The organism is Pseudomonas orientalis (genome assembly GCF_001439815.1).
GTDB lineage: Bacteria > Pseudomonadota > Gammaproteobacteria > Pseudomonadales > Pseudomonadaceae > Aquipseudomonas > Aquipseudomonas orientalis.
This window is the reverse complement of record NZ_JYLM01000002.1, coordinates 693,054-708,011: the sequence shown is the minus strand read 5'-3', so window position 1 is coordinate 708,011 and position 14,958 is coordinate 693,054. Positions and strand designations below refer to the sequence as shown.

Annotated in this window: 12 protein-coding genes; 7 read left to right on the top strand and 5 right to left on the bottom strand. The window is 62.3% G+C overall.

Annotated features, from left to right (window positions below):
* Positions 1-22 precede the first annotated feature (22 nt).
* Both TU82_RS07465 and TU82_RS07460 read left to right on the top strand, forming a co-directional pair.
* Positions 23-3,142 (top strand): autotransporter serine protease, encoded by a 3,120-nt coding sequence (locus TU82_RS07465; protein WP_057722475.1) that lies wholly within the window; start codon positions 23-25, stop codon positions 3,140-3,142.
* Positions 3,143-3,320: 178 nt separating this feature from the next.
* Complete coding sequence (locus tag TU82_RS07460; protein WP_057722474.1) at positions 3,321-4,745, top strand: polyurethane esterase; 1,425 nt, start codon at positions 3,321-3,323, stop codon at positions 4,743-4,745.
* Between the two features lie 132 nt (positions 4,746-4,877).
* On the opposite strand, the gene TU82_RS07455 is transcribed toward TU82_RS07460, so the two are convergent.
* Complete coding sequence (locus tag TU82_RS07455; protein ID WP_057722473.1) at positions 4,878-5,102, bottom strand: YgdI/YgdR family lipoprotein; 225 nt, start codon at positions 5,100-5,102, stop codon at positions 4,878-4,880.
* A gap of 188 nt (positions 5,103-5,290) precedes the next feature.
* On the opposite strand from TU82_RS07455, the gene TU82_RS07450 reads away from it, so the two are divergent.
* Complete coding sequence (locus TU82_RS07450) at positions 5,291-6,937, top strand: VRR-NUC domain-containing protein (protein ID WP_057722472.1); 1,647 nt, start codon at positions 5,291-5,293, stop codon at positions 6,935-6,937.
* Positions 6,934-9,192: an ATP-dependent DNA helicase gene (locus tag TU82_RS07445; protein WP_057722471.1), complete on the top strand. Its 2,259-nt coding sequence runs from the start codon at positions 6,934-6,936 to the stop codon at positions 9,190-9,192. The genes TU82_RS07450 and TU82_RS07445 overlap by 4 nt, the downstream gene beginning before the upstream one ends.
* 156 nt (positions 9,193-9,348) lie before the next feature.
* On the opposite strand, the gene TU82_RS07440 is transcribed toward TU82_RS07445, so the two are convergent.
* Entirely contained in the window at positions 9,349-10,299 is a 951-nt protein-coding gene (locus TU82_RS07440; RefSeq protein ID WP_057722470.1) for an alpha-E domain-containing protein, read from the bottom strand.
* Between the two features lie 3 nt (positions 10,300-10,302).
* Positions 10,303-11,712: a circularly permuted type 2 ATP-grasp protein gene (locus TU82_RS07435; RefSeq protein ID WP_057722469.1), complete on the bottom strand. Its 1,410-nt coding sequence runs from the start codon at positions 11,710-11,712 to the stop codon at positions 10,303-10,305.
* Between the two features lie 428 nt (positions 11,713-12,140).
* On the opposite strand from TU82_RS07435, the gene TU82_RS07430 reads away from it, so the two are divergent.
* The 3 genes from TU82_RS07430 to TU82_RS29340 all read left to right on the top strand — a co-directional run bounded on the left by TU82_RS07430 (position 12,141) and on the right by TU82_RS29340 (position 13,130).
* Positions 12,141-12,686, top strand: a complete 546-nt coding sequence (locus tag TU82_RS07430) for a hypothetical protein (RefSeq protein WP_057722468.1) — start codon at positions 12,141-12,143, stop codon at positions 12,684-12,686.
* A gap of 85 nt (positions 12,687-12,771) precedes the next feature.
* Positions 12,772-12,984 carry a hypothetical protein gene (locus TU82_RS07425; protein WP_057722467.1) on the top strand — a complete coding sequence of 71 codons (213 nt, stop codon included), beginning with the start codon at positions 12,772-12,774 and terminating at the stop codon, positions 12,982-12,984.
* Positions 12,985-12,995: 11 nt separating this feature from the next.
* Complete coding sequence (locus TU82_RS29340; protein WP_256592792.1) at positions 12,996-13,130, top strand: hypothetical protein; 135 nt, start codon at positions 12,996-12,998, stop codon at positions 13,128-13,130.
* Here TU82_RS29340 and TU82_RS07420 read toward each other — a convergent pair.
* Both TU82_RS07420 and TU82_RS07415 read right to left on the bottom strand, forming a co-directional pair.
* Positions 13,121-13,468, bottom strand: a complete 348-nt coding sequence (locus TU82_RS07420; RefSeq protein ID WP_057722466.1) for a helix-turn-helix domain-containing protein — start codon at positions 13,466-13,468, stop codon at positions 13,121-13,123. The genes TU82_RS29340 and TU82_RS07420 overlap by 10 nt on opposite strands.
* Positions 13,469-13,523: 55 nt before the next feature.
* Positions 13,524-14,870, bottom strand: a complete 1,347-nt coding sequence (locus TU82_RS07415; protein ID WP_057722465.1) for a cation:proton antiporter — start codon at positions 14,868-14,870, stop codon at positions 13,524-13,526.
* Between the last annotated feature and the right edge of the window lie 88 nt (positions 14,871-14,958).

Sequence of the window (14,958 nt, the reverse complement as noted above, 5' to 3'; positions counted from 1 at the left end):
AAGAAAACTAAGGAAGGTCACCGTGAAAAAACGCAAGTCAGGGTTCACCATCGCCATCCACACAGGCCCGGGCTACCCGCTCAAGGCGTTGAGCCGCGTGCCATACGGCGCGCTGCTGTGCTGCCTGGCCAGCAGCCTCGCAAGCCTGGAAACCGCCCAGGCCGCACCCTATGTGGAAGCCGGCAAGCCGGGCGACGCCGCCAGTTGGCGCAGCAATGAATTCAAGGCCGACTGGGGCCTGGGCGCCGTGCACGCCGACACCGCATATGCCGCCGGCTACACCGGCAAGGGTGTCAAGCTGGGCATCTTCGACCAGCCGGTGTACGCCCAGCATCCGGAATTCGCCAGCCCCGGCAAAGTGGTGACGATCGTCACCGAGGGCATCCGCCAGTACACCGACCCGTACATCCCGGTGAAGGCCGGCGATGCGTTTCGCTATGACGGCACGCCGTCCCTGGGCTCCAACGGCAAGCTGGGCAACCACGGCACCCACGTTGGCGGCATTGCGGCCGGTAACCGCGACGGCGGGCCGATGCATGGCGTGGCGTTCAACGCACAGATCATCAGTGCCGAAAACGGCGACCCGGGCCCGGAAGACGGGATCATCCTGGGCAACGATGGCGCGGTGTACAAAGCCGGTTGGGATGCACTGGTCGCCAGCGGCGCGCGCATCATCAACAACAGCTGGGGTATCGGCATCGGTGATCAGTACGCCAAGGGCGGTCGCGATCCGGCGTTCCCCAACTTCACGGTCAATGAAGCCCAGGCGCAGTTCAACAACATCCGGCCGATCCTCGGCACCATTGCAGGCGGCGCTTATCAAGGTGCGATCGACGCCGCCCGCAGTGGTGTGCTGACCATCTTTGCCGCCGGTAACGACTACAACCGCAACAACCCCGACGCGATCTCGGGCCTGGCGTATTTCGTGCCGCAGATTGCGCCGAACTGGCTGTCGGTGGCGGCCCTGCAGCAGAACCCGGACACCGCGAGCGCCAACCCCTACGTGATCAGCACCTTCTCGTCGCGCTGCGGCTATGCGGCGAGTTTCTGTGTGTCGGCGCCGGGTACGAAGATTTTCAGTTCGATCATCAACGGCACCAACCTGGACAACCTCACCAACGACTACGCCAACTTCAACGGCACCTCCATGGCCGCGCCTCATGTGGCCGGCAGTGCGGCGGTGCTGATGGAGCGTTTCCCCTACATGAGTGGCGACCAGATCTCCACGCTGCTCAAGACCACCGCCACCGACCTTGGCGCGCCGGGCATCGACTCGCTGTATGGCTGGGGCATGATCAACCTGGGCAAGGCAGTCAACGGTCCGGGCATGTTCATTACCGCCGAGGATATTCCGGCTGAGTTTCGCATCGACGGCGCCTATGGCAGTGGCCAGTTCGTGGCGGACTTGCCGGGCATCGGCGCAGTGGTGGATGTCGGCAAACCAACCCAGCGCGTGTGCAACGACATCCATTGCGGGCTGGATGTGTGGAGCAACGACATCGCCGGGCATGGCGGCTTGACCAAGCAGGGCATTGGCACCCTGGTGCTGACCGGCGCCAACACCTACAGCGGCCCGACCCTGGTCAACCAGGGGTTGCTGGCGGTCAACGGCTCGGTGACCTCCGACGTGACCGTCAGCCAGAGCGGCGTGGTCGGTGGCTCGGGGCGCATCGGTTCGCTGGCGGCAAAAAGCGGCGGCACCGTGGCGCCGGGCAACTCCATCGGCACGCTGAACGTGGCGGGCAATGTCACCTTTGAGGCGGGCTCGACGTACGCGGTGGAACTGTCGCCCACCAGCAGCGACCGCATCGTCGCCGGCGGCACCGCCACGCTCAATGGCGGTACTGTGACCCTGGCCCTGGAAAACAGCCCGACCTTGCTCAGCGCATCCCAGGCGCAAAGCCTGATCGGCCGCCAGTACAACATCCTGCAAGCTGCGGGCGGTATCACCGGCCGCTTCGGTGCGGTACTGCCGGATTACCTGTTCATCGGCGGCACGTTGAACTACGCGGCGGGCGGCGTGCAGCTGGATGTGGCACGCACCAACAGCTTCGCCAGTGTGGCCGCCACGCCGAACCAGCGCGCCGTCGCCGCAGCCGCCGAGCAATTGGGCGCGGGCAACGGCGTGTATGAAAGCTTGCTGCTGGCCCCGACGGCGGCCTCGGCACAAGGCGCGTTCCAGCAATTGAGTGGCGAAGTCTATCCGGCCCTGGAAACCGCGTTGGTCAACGACAGTCGTTACGTGCGCGAAGCGGTCGGCGAGCGGCTGCGCAACGGTGAAATGGGCGCGACCAGCCAGGCCATCGACAGCCGTGGCAACGTGTGGGTCAAGGCGCTGGGGGCCTGGGGCAAGACCGACAGCCGCAGCGACACGGCGGGCTACACCACGTCCATCGGCGGCATGCTGGCCGGCGTCGACGGTGCCCTCGACGACGCGACACGCATCGGTCTGGTGGCGGGCTACAGCGATACGTCGCTGAACATGGGCAGCGACACCCATAGCCGCGCTTCGGTCGACAGCTATCACTTCGGCGCCTATGCCGGGCATGAAATCGGCGCCTGGCGCCTGAGCGGCGGCGCGACCTACAGCTGGCACCGCGCCGATGTGAAGCGCGACCTGCAATACGGCGACGTCAGCGGCAAGCAGAAAGCCAAGGTCGATGCCCACAGCACCCAGGTGTTCACCGAGGCGGCGTACCGTATCAACCTGCAACCCCTGGCGCTTGAGCCATTCGCCAACCTGGCCTATGTGCACCTGGACACGGACAGCTTCAAAGAGAAGGGCGATGCCGCCGCGCTGAAAAGTGGCGACGACAGCCGCGACCTGGTGCTGAGCACCCTGGGCGTGCGCGCCTTGAAAACCTTCAACGTCAACGATCACCAGCAACTGGAAGTGTCCGGCACCCTGGGCTGGCAGCACAACCTGAGCAGCACCGACTCCGAGCAACACCTGGCGTTTGCCTCCGGTGGCCCGTCGTTCGCGGTGGAAAGTGCGCCGATGGTGCGTGATGCCGCCCTGGTCGGGGCGCGGGTGAGCCTGGCCCTGAGCAAGGATGCGCGGGTGAACTTCGACTACAACGGCTTGCTGGCCAGCAAGGAGAAGGTGCATGGCGTCGGTTTGAGCCTGGACTGGGCGTTCTAACGCTTTAAAAACCACTGTAGGAGCGAGCTTGCTCGCGAAAAACTCAAATGCGGCGCGGTTGTTCAGGTAGAACGCGTCATCGTTGACGATCTTCGCGAGCAAGCTCGCTCCTACAGGAGGTAACGGTTAACAGGTGTTTTCGCTTTCTCGACAAATCCAACAACAGAGAGGCAGTGCCATGGGTATCTTTGACTATAAAAACCTCGGGACCGAGGGCTCCAAGACGTTATTCGCCGACGCGCTGGCGATCACGCTGTACGCCTACCACAACTTGGATCACGGGTTTGCCGTGGGTTACCAGAACAACGGTCTGGGCCTGGGTTTGCCGGCCACGCTGGTGAGCGCCTTGATCGGCGGCACCGATGCCCAGGGGGTGATTGGCGGGATCCCCTGGAACCCCGACTCGGAAAAAGCCGCCCTCGACGCGGTGCACGCGGCCGGGTGGACGCCGATCAGCGCCAGCGCCCTGGGCTACACCGGCAAGGTAGACGACCGGGGTACCTTCTTTGGCGAGAAACCCGGCTACGCCTCAGCCCAGGTCGAAGTGCTGGGCAAATACGATGACGCGGGCAAACTGCAGGAAATCGGCATCGGTTTTCGCGGCACGTCGGGGCCGCGGGAACACCTGATCAGTGACGCCATCGGCGATGTGATCAGCGACCTGCTCGCCGCGTTCGGTCCCAAGGACTACGCAAAAAACTACGTCGGCGAAGCCTTCGGTGGCTTGCTCGAGAACGTTGCCGCGTTTGCCGGCGCCCACGGCCTGAGCGGCCAGGATGTGCTGGTCAGCGGCCATAGCCTCGGTGGGCTGGCGGTCAACAGCATGGCCGACTTGAGTGACAATAAATGGTCGGGCTTCTACAAGGATGCCAACTATGTGGCCTATGCCTCACCGACCCAAAGCGCCGGTGACAAGGTGCTGAACGTGGGCTACGAAAATGACCCGGTGTTCCGCGCGCTGGATGGCGCATCGTTCAACCCCTCGTCCCTCGGCGTGCACGACAAACCCCATGAATCCACCACCGACAATATCGTCAGCTTCAACGATCACTACGCGTCATCGCTGTGGAACGCGTTGCCGTTTTCCATCCTCAACGTACCGACCTGGGTGTCGCACTTGCCCACCGGCTACGGCGATGGCATGACGCGCATTCTCGACTCCGGCTTCTATGAACAGATGACCCGCGACTCCACGGTGATCGTCGCCAACCTGTCCGACCCGGCACGGGCCACCACCTGGGTGCAAGACCTCAACCGCAATGCCGAAACGCACAAGGGCAATACCTTCATCATCGGCAGTCACGGCAACGACCTGATCCAGGGCGGCAAGGGCGCGGACTTTATCGAGGGCGGCAGGGGCAACGACACGATCCGCGACAGCAGTGGGCATAACACCTTTCTGTTCAACGGGCAGTTTGGCAATGATCGCGTGATGGGCTATCAGGCAACGGACAAACTGATATTCACGGACGTGCAGGGCAGCACGGATTATCGCGACCATGCCAGGCTGGTAGGCGGGGATACCGTGATCAGCTTCGGCGCTGATTCGGTGACGCTGGTGGGTGTGAGCAGTTTATCGGGGGAGGGGATTGTGATCGGCTAACGAATGGAATGCGGTCAAAACTGTGGGAGGGGGCTTGCCCCCGATTGGGGTGTATCAGCCTGCTTATGTGTAGCTGACCCACCGCTATCGGGGGCAAGCCCCCTCCCACATTTGATATAGGCCAGCCTGAAATTATTGTTCCTTGCGCACCGTCGCTACATCATCGGCCTTGATACGAATACGCTTGCCGGCGATGTCGGTGAATTCATAGAAACCGTCGGCGGTCTTGGCGTTGGGTGTGTCCTTGGTCAGATACTGTGTGCCGTTCTGTAACGTCACGACGGTTTGCGTGGAGCAACCGGCCAATACCAGAAAAGTGAGTGCAACCAGCGGCAGACCCAAATTCTTCATGTTCATTACCCTTACCTTTAACCCTGAAAAGTCCCGCAGCGTCTGGCTGCGGGGCATAAATGTTACGCGATCAGCTCCCTCATCTGATCGCTTTTTTTCAAAAAGTTGCAGGCGCCATTTATCTATTACTGATTGCAACAAAGCGTTCGCGACGTCAATCTGTATGCATAACCAGTAGTCGATCCCTTTGTACCATGGCCAACCTCCTCGAAGACCCCTTGTATTACCTGCACAACTTCCGCCAAGTGCTGATGTGGTTGGAGCAGCGCTATGCCGATCTGCTCGACGCGGACGAATTGCAGTTCATTCAGCAATTCGACAGGTTGCCGCAGGCGTCGCAGGCGTTATTGGTGCGTATGGTCATGCGCAAGGGCGTGCATTTTCGTGGGGGCAAACTCAATTACCTTGAAATCGGCTGCCCCCATGCGGCCATGCAGCCACTGCTGGCGTTCGGTTGGGTCGAGGACCACTGCCTGTTGGGCTTTGAAGAGCTGTTCGGTTTGCTGCAAAAAGGCGAGCTGCTCATGGCCTTCAAGCCGTGGATCGAGCAACCCAAGGGCCGCAAATCCGACTGGCTGGCGCCATTGGCGGCGCAGTTCAACGAGAGCCGCAGCTTCGCCCTTTGGTGCCCCGACCTGCAGGATGCGCTCTACAGCCTGACGGTGATGGAGTTGTGCGACCGCCTGCGCCTGATGTTTTTCGGCAACCTGTATCAGGACTGGTCGGAGTTCGTGCTGGCGGACCTGGGCATCTACACCTACGAAAAGGTTGCGTTCTGCGCCGAATCCCGAGGGTTGCGCAGCCGCGCCGACGTCGAGGGCTTTTTGTTCCTGCACCAATGCCAGCAGGCTTTCGAGGCGGGCCAGGCGCTGGAAACGGTGCTGGCACACATCGCCACGCTGCACACCGACAACCCCTGGCTGGAAAAACGCCGCGCCAAATTGCTGTTCCAGATCGGTCAATACTGTGAGCGCAGCGCCGAGTTGGGCGTGGCCGAGCAGATCTATCGTGGCTGCGCCTATCCCGGCGCACGCGCGCGGTTGATCCGCGTACTGGAGCGCCAGGAGGCCTATGCACAAGCCCTGGCGTTGGCCGTTGCCGCGCAACAGGCGCCGGAAAGTGCCGCCGAGCAGCAACACCTGCTGCGCGTAGTGCCGCGTCTGCGGCGCAAGCTGGGTGAGCCGAAGGTGCCCAAGGCCAAGCCGCGCGCCGTCACGCGCCTGGACCTGGCACTGACGCCGCCGCAACCGCTGATGTCGGTGGAATACTGCGTGCAGGCCCATCTGAGCGAGCCGGACGCACCGGTGCACTACGTGGAAAACGGCCTGATCAATTCGCTGTTCGGCCTGCTGTGCTGGGACGTGATTTTCGCGCCGCTGCCGGGCGCGTTTTTCCACCCGTTCCAGCGCGGGCCTGCCGACTTGCACAGCGAAGATTTCCAGCAACGCCGCGCCGCCTTGTTCAACGCGTGCTTCGAGCAACTGCGGGACGAGCGCTACAAAACCACCATCCGCCAGCGTTACCTGGACAAATGGGGGATTCAGTCCCCCTTTGTGTTCTGGAACCTGCTCAGCGAGGAACTGCTCGAGCAAGCCCTGACCTGCCTGCCGGCCGAACACCTGCGTTACTGGTTCGAGCGGCTGCTGCTGGATATCCGCGCCAACCGCACCGGCATGCCTGACCTGATCCAGTTCTGGCCGGCGCAGAAAACCTACCGCATGATCGAGGTCAAGGGCCCTGGCGACCGCCTGCAGGACAACCAACTGCGCTGGCTGGAGTTCTGCGGCGAGTACCAGATGCCGGTCACGGTCTGCTATGTGCGCTGGGCAGAGCCCGCTTGAGCTACAGCGTCGCGGTGCGCGCGTTGTGCGAGTTCACGGCCAAGGTCGGTGACCTGGACCTGCGCTTTACCCCGTCGCCCAGTGCCCAGGAAGGCATCGTCGGCCATCGCACGGTGGCGTCGCGGCGCAGCGCGCATTACCAGAACGAAGTGGCACTTGAGGGTGAGTACGAGCAGCTCAAGGTGCGGGGCAGGGCGGACGGCTATGACCCGGACAGCAACCGCCTGGAAGAGGTAAAAACCTATCGCGGCGACCTTAAGGCCCAGCCCGCCAACCATCGGCAATTGCATTGGGCCCAGGTCAAGGTCTATGGCTGGTTGATGTGTCAGAAGCTGGGGCTCGACGAGATCGAGCTGGCGCTGGTGTATTTCGACATCGTCGGCGAGGGCGAGACCCTGCTCAAGCAGCGCTTTGCCGCGCCTGACCTCGAACGCTTCTTCAACCAGCAATGCGCGCTGTTTCTCGACTGGGCCCACCAGCAGATGCAACACCGCGAGGCGCGCAATCGCGACGCACAACGCCTGGCGTTTCCCCATGCCGAATTTCGCAGCGGCCAGCGTTCCCTGGCCGAGTCGGTCTACAAGGCGGTCAGCACCGGCCGTTGCCTGATGGCCCAGGCGCCGACCGGCATCGGCAAGACCGTCGGCACGCTGTTTCCGATGCTCAAGGCCCTGGCCCCGCAGCAATTGGACAAGGTATTTTTCCTCACTGCCAAGACCCCGGGCCGCAAGCTGGCGCTGGATGCCGCCCAGGTGCTGTACGACAGCAGCCCCGAGCTGTCCTTGCGGGTGCTGGAACTGGTGGCCCGCGACAAGGCCTGCGAACACCTGGACAAAGCCTGCCACGGCGACTCGTGTCCGTTGGCCAAGGGCTTTTACGATCGCTTGCCCGCTGCCCGCCAGGCGGCATCCAGGGTTCGCCTGCTCGATCAGCGTCACCTGCGGGAGGTGGCGCTGGCTCACGACGTCTGCCCGTATTACCTGAGCCAGGAGATGGCACGCTGGACCGACGTGGTGGTGGCCGACTACAACTACTATTTCGACTTCGGCGCCATGCTCTTCGGCCTGGCGCAGCTCAATCAGTGGCGCGTTGCGGTGCTGGTGGACGAAGCGCATAACCTGGTCGAACGCGCCCGTTCGATGTACAGCGCCAGCCTCGATCAGTACAGCCTCAAGACCGTGCGTGACAGCGCACCTGAACCGCTGAAAAAGCCCTTGCAGCGCCTGAACCGGGAATGGAATGCACTGCACAAGGACCAACTTGCGCCGTATCAGGCCTACGCGGGCAAACCCGACAAGCTGCTGCAGGCCCTGAGCCTGTGTGCCAGCGCCATGGGCGACTATTTCAACGACCACCCCGAAGCCCTTAACGGTGACCTGCAAGCCTTCTATTTCGAGGCGCTGCAATTTACCAAGGTGGCCGAGCTGTTCAATGAACACTTCATCTTCGATATCAGCAAGCGTCAATTCAGTGCCAAGCGCAGCAGCTCGACCCTGTGCCTGCGCAACGTGGTGCCGGCCGAGTTCATCCGGCCCCGATTGACGGCCGCGCGCAGCAGCGTGCTGTTTTCCGCGACCCTCAGCCCACGCCACTACTACGCCGACTTGCTCGGGTTGCCGACGGACACCGCCTGGGTCGACGTCGAATCGCCGTTCAAGGCCGAGCAATTGCAGGTGAGCATCGTCGAGCGCATCTCCACGCGGTTCGTGCACCGCCAGGCGTCGCTGGAACCGATCGTGGAATTGATCGCCCGGCAGTTCGCCACGCAGCCGGGCAACTACCTGGCGTTTTTCTCCAGTTTCGATTACCTGCAACAAGTGGCACAGCTGCTGGCCGAGCGGCACCCGCAGATTGCCCTGTGGCTGCAGTCACGGGGCATGGCCGAGGCTGAACGCCAGGCCTTTCTGGACCAGTTCACCGTGCACAGCCAGGGCGTGGGTTTTGCCGTGCTCGGCGGCGCCTTTGGCGAAGGCATCGACTTGCCCGGCGCACGCCTGATCGGGGCGTTTATCGCCACCCTGGGCCTGCCGCAGCTCAATCCGGTGAATGAACAGATCAAAGCACGCATGGGCGCGATCTTCGGCGCGGGCTATGACTACACCTATTTGTATCCCGGTATCCAGAAAGTGGTGCAGGCGGCGGGGAGGGTGATCCGCAGCCAGCACGACCGGGGTGTGGTGATGCTGATCGATGATCGCTTTGGTGAGGCGCGGGTGAGGCAGTTGCTGCCCAAATGGTGGTCGCCAACGACCTGAGGGACTCACCGCCATTCAACTGTGGGAGGGCTTGTCGTACGCCGTACTCTGTAGGAGCGAGCTTGCTCGCGAAAAACGTCAACGATAACGCGTGCGTCCTGAATGAACGCGGTGCCTGTGAGTTTTTCGCGAGCAAGCTCGCTCCTACAAAAAGCCTTAGACCACTTCCAGATAGGAGCTTTGTATCGCCCGCGCCAGTTCGCGCACGGTGTCGATGAAGTCGGTCAGCCGGGTGTGCAGCCCTTCTTCCAGAATTTCATCGATCCCGGTGTACCGCAGGCGCGCTTCGAACTCGGCCGCCAGGCGCTGGGCCGTGCGCCCGTAACTGCCGGGCAGGTCGGCGAGGATGTGGTTCAACTCCTCGATGCACGCATGCAGCGAGCGCGGTACGTCACTGCGCAACAGCAGCAGCTCGGACACCGAGCGGGCGTTCAAGGCATTCGGATACAGCTCGGTATAGGCTTCAAACGAAGACAGCGCGCGCAGCAGGGCGCTCCACTGGTAATAGCCGCGTGCCGACACGTCGCTGACTTCTTCGGATTCTTCACCAAACATCTCATAACGCGCATCCAGCAGGCGCAGGGTGTTGTCCGCGCGTTCGACAAAGGTGCCCAGGCGAATGAAGCGATAGGCGTCATTGCGCATGATGGTGCCCGAGGTTGCGCCGCGAAACAGGTGCGAGCGTTGCTTGACCCAGTCACAGAAATGGCTGATGCCATGCCGCGCCAGGCCGCCGGCGGCGATGCTGCGCATTTCCAGCCAGGTGGCGTTGAGGTTTTCCCACATGTCGGCGGTGATGCGCCCACGCACCGCATGGGCATTGCCCCGGGCAGCGCGCAGGCAGTTGTAGATACTGGCCGGGTTTTCTTCATCCAGGGCGAAGAAGTGCAGCATGCGTTCGGCGTCCAGTTGCTGATGGCGCTCAAGGTAGCTGTCCAGGGTGCCGCTGCAGAGCAGCGACATCGCCAGTTCATCGAGCCCATCGCTGCGCCCGGCGTGGGGCATCAACGACAACGAATAACTGACTTCCAGCATGCGCGCCAGGTTCTCGGCGCGCTCCAGATAACGGGACATCCAGTACAGATCTGCGGCGGTTCTACTCAACATGATTCAGTCCTCCACCACCCAGGTGTCCTTGGTTCCGCCGCCTTGCGACGAGTTGACGATCAGCGAGCCTTCCTTGAGCGCTACACGGGTCAGGCCGCCGGGCACCAGGCGGATTTCCTTGCCCGACAGAACGAACGGGCGCAGGTCGATATGCCGCGGCGCGATGCCGTTTTCGACGAAGGTCGGGCAGGTCGACAGGCTCAGGGTCGGTTGGGCGATGTAGGCGTGGGGTCGCGCCTTGATGCGCTGACGGAAGTCTTCGATCTCGGCAGCGGTGGAAGCCGGGCCCACCAGCATGCCGTAGCCACCCGAGCCCTGTGTTTCCTTGACCACCAATTGCGCCAGGTTGGCCAGCACATGGGACAGTTCATCCGGCTTGCGGCACTGGAAGGTCGGCACGTTCTGCAGCACGGGTTCTTCATCCAGATAGAAGCGGATCATTTCCGGTACATAGGGGTAGATCGATTTGTCGTCGGCCACGCCGGTGCCGATGGCGTTGGCCAGCACCACGTTGCCCGCGCAATAGGCGGCCACCAGGCCGGGCACGCCGAGCATCGAGTCGGGGTTGAACGCCTGCGGGTCGAGGAACGCGTCATCGATGCGCCGGTAGATCACATCCACCGCCTTGGGGCCGTCGGTGGTGCGCATGAACACCTTGAGGTCATGCACGAACAGGTCGGCGCCTTCCACCAGCTCCACGCCCATTTCCCGGGCCAGAAAGGCATGCTCGAAGAAGGCACTGTTGAAGCGCCCTGGGGTGAGTACGACGACGTTGGGGTTATCCAGGCGGCTGGCGCTTTTCAGGGTCTTGAGCAGCAGGTTGGGGTAATGGTCCACCGGCGCGATGCGCTGCCTGGCGAACACTTCCGGAAACAGGCGCATCATCATCTTGCGGTCTTCGAGCATGTAGCTGACGCCGCTGGGGGTGCGCAGGTTGTCTTCGAGTACGTAGTAGGTGCCGTCGCCATCGCGCACCAGGTCGACGCCGGAAATGTGCGAGTAGATGTCGCGGTGCAGGTCCAGGCCGACCATTGCCTTCTGATAGCCCTCATTGCCCAGCACTTGGTCTGCCGGGATGATTCCGGCTTTGATGATGCGCTGGTCGTGGTAGATATCGGCGAGAAACATGTTCAGCGCGGTGACCCGCTGGATACAGCCGCGCTCGATCACGCGCCATTCGCTGGCGGGAATGCTGCGCGGGATGATGTCGAAGGGGATCAGGCGCTCGGTGTCTTGCTCGTCGCCGTACAGCGTGAAGGTGATGCCGGCGCGGTGGAACAGCAAATCCGCTTCACGGCGACGCTGGGCCAGCAGTTCCGGCGGCGTATTGGCCAGCCAGCGGGAGAAATCCTGATAATGCGCACGGCATGCGCCATCTGCGTCATTCATTTCATCGAAGAAAGATCGAGCCATTCCAGTACCTTGTCAGTGCCCAGCCTTGCTTGGTTGGCAGCTTGCTTGGGTGGCACTGCCGCTAAAAAACGCTTTTTTTATGAGCCTGTGGCTGACGGTGCCAACAGGTCTGGTCCTTACTTTCTTATGGAGTCGGCTCTGGGTCGGGGGGTAACGAATGCTCCTGTTTACCGGCGGATGAATGGATTAAGCAAGGCGTGTGCCGGAACGGCAGTCGATACCGGTAAATCCTCTGTAGGAGCGAGCTTGCTCGCGAAGATCGTCAACGATGACGCGCCAATCCGGTTAAACACATTGCTCTTGCGTTCTTCGCGAGCAAGCTCGCTCCTACGGGGGGCGCACGGTGCTCTGATTTGGTGCGCGACTAACTTGAACTTCACCCATGCCCGCTTCTTCTAATGAGCCTTGAAACCTGATGGAGCCCCGTCGTGCCCAGAATCATTTCGCCCAACACGCCGGAATCGGCGTTGACCGACCACAGCGAGCACAACGCCAAGATCTTCGGTTCGCCCAAGGACCGGCTCGACTTCTATCGTCGCGAGATCCAGTACGAAACCAGCATCCTGGCCAACCGCACCGACGCCTACCTCACCGCCCAGTCATTCCTGGTGATTGCCTTTGTCTCCGGGATGGGCAACCTGAACCCGGAGTGGGGCAAGTTGTTCACCCTGGTGGTGCCGGTGATTCTCGCCGCGCTGGGGATTCTCAGCTCGCTCAACGCCTGGCCTGGCATTCGCGCCGCCTACGAGATCATCGATCACTGGCACTACAAGCAAAGCGAGCTGCTGCGCAGTGAACCGTTGATGGGCATGGCCTACGACGAATCGCCGTTGTTTTCCGAAAGGGAGTCAACCCACAAGGGCTATCGCAAGTCGCTGCTGTTTTCCATGCGCGCACCCTGGTTGTTCATGGGGTTCTGGCTGGTGTTGGGCTTCTATGCTTTCTACATCCAGGTCGATAACCCCTTGCACTGAGCAATCGGACGGAACTTCACCCCTCAACGCAGCGCCTTAGCTTTACGGGGTACAGATGCCCCACAGGCCTGCAAAGAGGTGCGCCATGACGATAGATAACGATCCCCAGACCACTGACCGCAACGACCCGGCGATTGACGGCGGCGCGCCAGCTCCCGGCACCGCCGCCGATGCCCCCAAGGACCCGACGCCGGCACCGGACCCGCAGGCCAAGGAAAACGACTACAGTCCGGACTTCAAGCCTGAGCCTGAGCACAAGCCTGAAACCGATGCCGATATCGATACCCAAGGCGGTTAGAGGAGACACCCATGTCAAAAGAACTGGACGAAGAACTCAACGATCCGGGCAATGAAGACCCGGGCTCATTGATGGACGATGCCGAGGTGCCGCTCAACGATCTGGATGAAGCGGCGGACGTCGGCAACACCGAAGATCAGGACTGATCCGGCGGCGGGCCGGAGGGATCGCTGAGCTTGAAGTAGAGGTCTTCTTCAGGCGGGCCGTCCAGCGATACCTCCTGGCCCACCACGCGGTTATCCATCAGGGTCTGCGCCTGGTGCCGGCTGATATTGACCACAGTGCTGCGCTTACCGGTCACCACATACACCACATCCACCCCATGCCCGGCCAATTGCGCCAGGTAATCGGCGCGCGGCAGGTCTTCGCCCAGCTCATATTGGCGTTGCTCGCGCACGGTCACACCACCGGCCTGCGCCAGGTACTGTTGCGAATAGCCGAGGCGCTGGCGTTCCTCACACAATCGTAGGCCTATCTGTTTCATCTGCTGACTCGCGCTGTCGATAGTGAACGTTTGAAACCCAGGCGCGGCGCAGGATTCAATTTTTTTGCGCGGCGCGCCGTTCGTACCACACCAGCATCGGCTGGGTACTCAGGCCATGCACCATCACGCTCAACGCAATCACCGACAGGGTCAGGTTCACCGCCACGGTGCTGCTGGTGCCGATCAGCCCGTGATTGAGGGCGTAGAACAGGTAGTAGATGCTGCCGATTCCGCGAATGCCGAACCAGCTGACCAGGCTGCGTTGCCGACGGTCCATCAGGCTGCCCCAGGGCATGGCGAACACGCTCACCGGGCGAATCACACAAAACAGCAACGCGGCCACCGCCAGCGCGCGCCAGTCCCAATGGCTGACCAGCACGATGCCCAGCACGGTCACCAGGAACACTTCCATCGAGCGTTCCACCAGGCTGCCGAAGGCCAGCATGTCGCCCATCATCACGCCGGCCGCGATCTGCGTGTCCTGCAATTGGCTGACATCACCGTGCAGGGCCTGTTCAGGCTCGATCTCCAGGTGGCCCACCACCGGCTGCGCCAGATGCTCGGCGGGTGTCTGGGCGTAACCGGTGGATTTGAACTCGGCCTGGCGCAGCCCCAGGCCCGCCGCGAACACCGACAGGAAGCCATAGCCGCCAACGGCTTCGGCGCTCACATAGGCCAGGGCGATCAGCGCCAGCGTGAGGTAGTCATTGGGTGACGAGGTGCTGTCGGCATTGATCAGGCGCATGCGTAGGGTCACACGCCCGATGCCACGGCCCATCCAGTAACCGATCAAGAGCCCGGCCGGCACCGCCCACATCAGGTTTTTCAACACCCAGCCGCCGAACCAGTCGCCATCGAAACCGCCGTGCTGCATGAACATCAGGCCGAAGATGACAAAGGGAAAGGCGGTACCGTCGTTCAAACCGGCTTCGCCGGACAGGCCGAACCGCAGCGGGTCGTAGTCCTGGGCATTGTTGACCTGAACCAGGCCGGCCAGTACCGGGTCGGTGGGCGCCAGCATCGCCCCCACCAACAGCGACACCCCCCACGACAACTCGAACAGGTAATGCAGCGCCAGACAAGTGCCGAGGATCGTCAGCAGCATCACCGGCCCGGCCATGCCAAAGGCGATGCGCCAGGTGCGGTGCCTGAGCGGCAGGCGCAGTTTCAAACCGCTGACGAACAGCGAAAACAGCACCGCGACTTCCGTCAGGTGCTCCATCCAGCGGGCGGAGCCCTTGACGTCCAGGTGCAAAAGGTCCACGCCCAGCGGCCCGATAGCGACGCCCAACAGCAGGCACACCGCCGAGGTGGTTACCGGCATCCAGCGCAGGTAGGAGGAGGTGAGGGCGAGAATGAGCAGCACGGCGCCCAATACGGCCAGCCAGAGAATGAATGTCATCGAACGAGTACCGCGGCCGTGGTGTGTGCAGGTTTGAGGGCCACTGCAGGGCGCAGGTTCAATGTGATTGCATTGGGTTGCAGCGCAA

Bases quoted from the DNA above. Each gene is read 5' to 3' on its own strand.
- TU82_RS07460 (WP_057722474.1), top strand. From the start codon at position 3,321: ATGGGTATCTTTGACTATAAAAACCTCGGGACCGAGGGCTCCAAGACG.
- TU82_RS07450 (WP_057722472.1), top strand. From the start codon at position 5,291: ATGGCCAACCTCCTCGAAGACCCCTTGTATTACCTGCACAACTTCCGC.
- TU82_RS07415 (WP_057722465.1), bottom strand. From the start codon at position 14,870: ATGACATTCATTCTCTGGCTGGCCGTATTGGGCGCCGTGCTGCTCATT.
- TU82_RS29340 (WP_256592792.1), top strand. From the start codon at position 12,996: ATGTCAAAAGAACTGGACGAAGAACTCAACGATCCGGGCAATGAAGAC.
- TU82_RS07425 (WP_057722467.1), top strand. From the start codon at position 12,772: ATGACGATAGATAACGATCCCCAGACCACTGACCGCAACGACCCGGCG.
- TU82_RS07420 (WP_057722466.1), bottom strand. From the start codon at position 13,468: ATGAAACAGATAGGCCTACGATTGTGTGAGGAACGCCAGCGCCTCGGC.
- TU82_RS07440 (WP_057722470.1), bottom strand. From the start codon at position 10,299: ATGTTGAGTAGAACCGCCGCAGATCTGTACTGGATGTCCCGTTATCTG.
- TU82_RS07435 (WP_057722469.1), bottom strand. From the start codon at position 11,712: ATGGCTCGATCTTTCTTCGATGAAATGAATGACGCAGATGGCGCATGC.
- TU82_RS07455 (WP_057722473.1), bottom strand. From the start codon at position 5,102: ATGAACATGAAGAATTTGGGTCTGCCGCTGGTTGCACTCACTTTTCTG.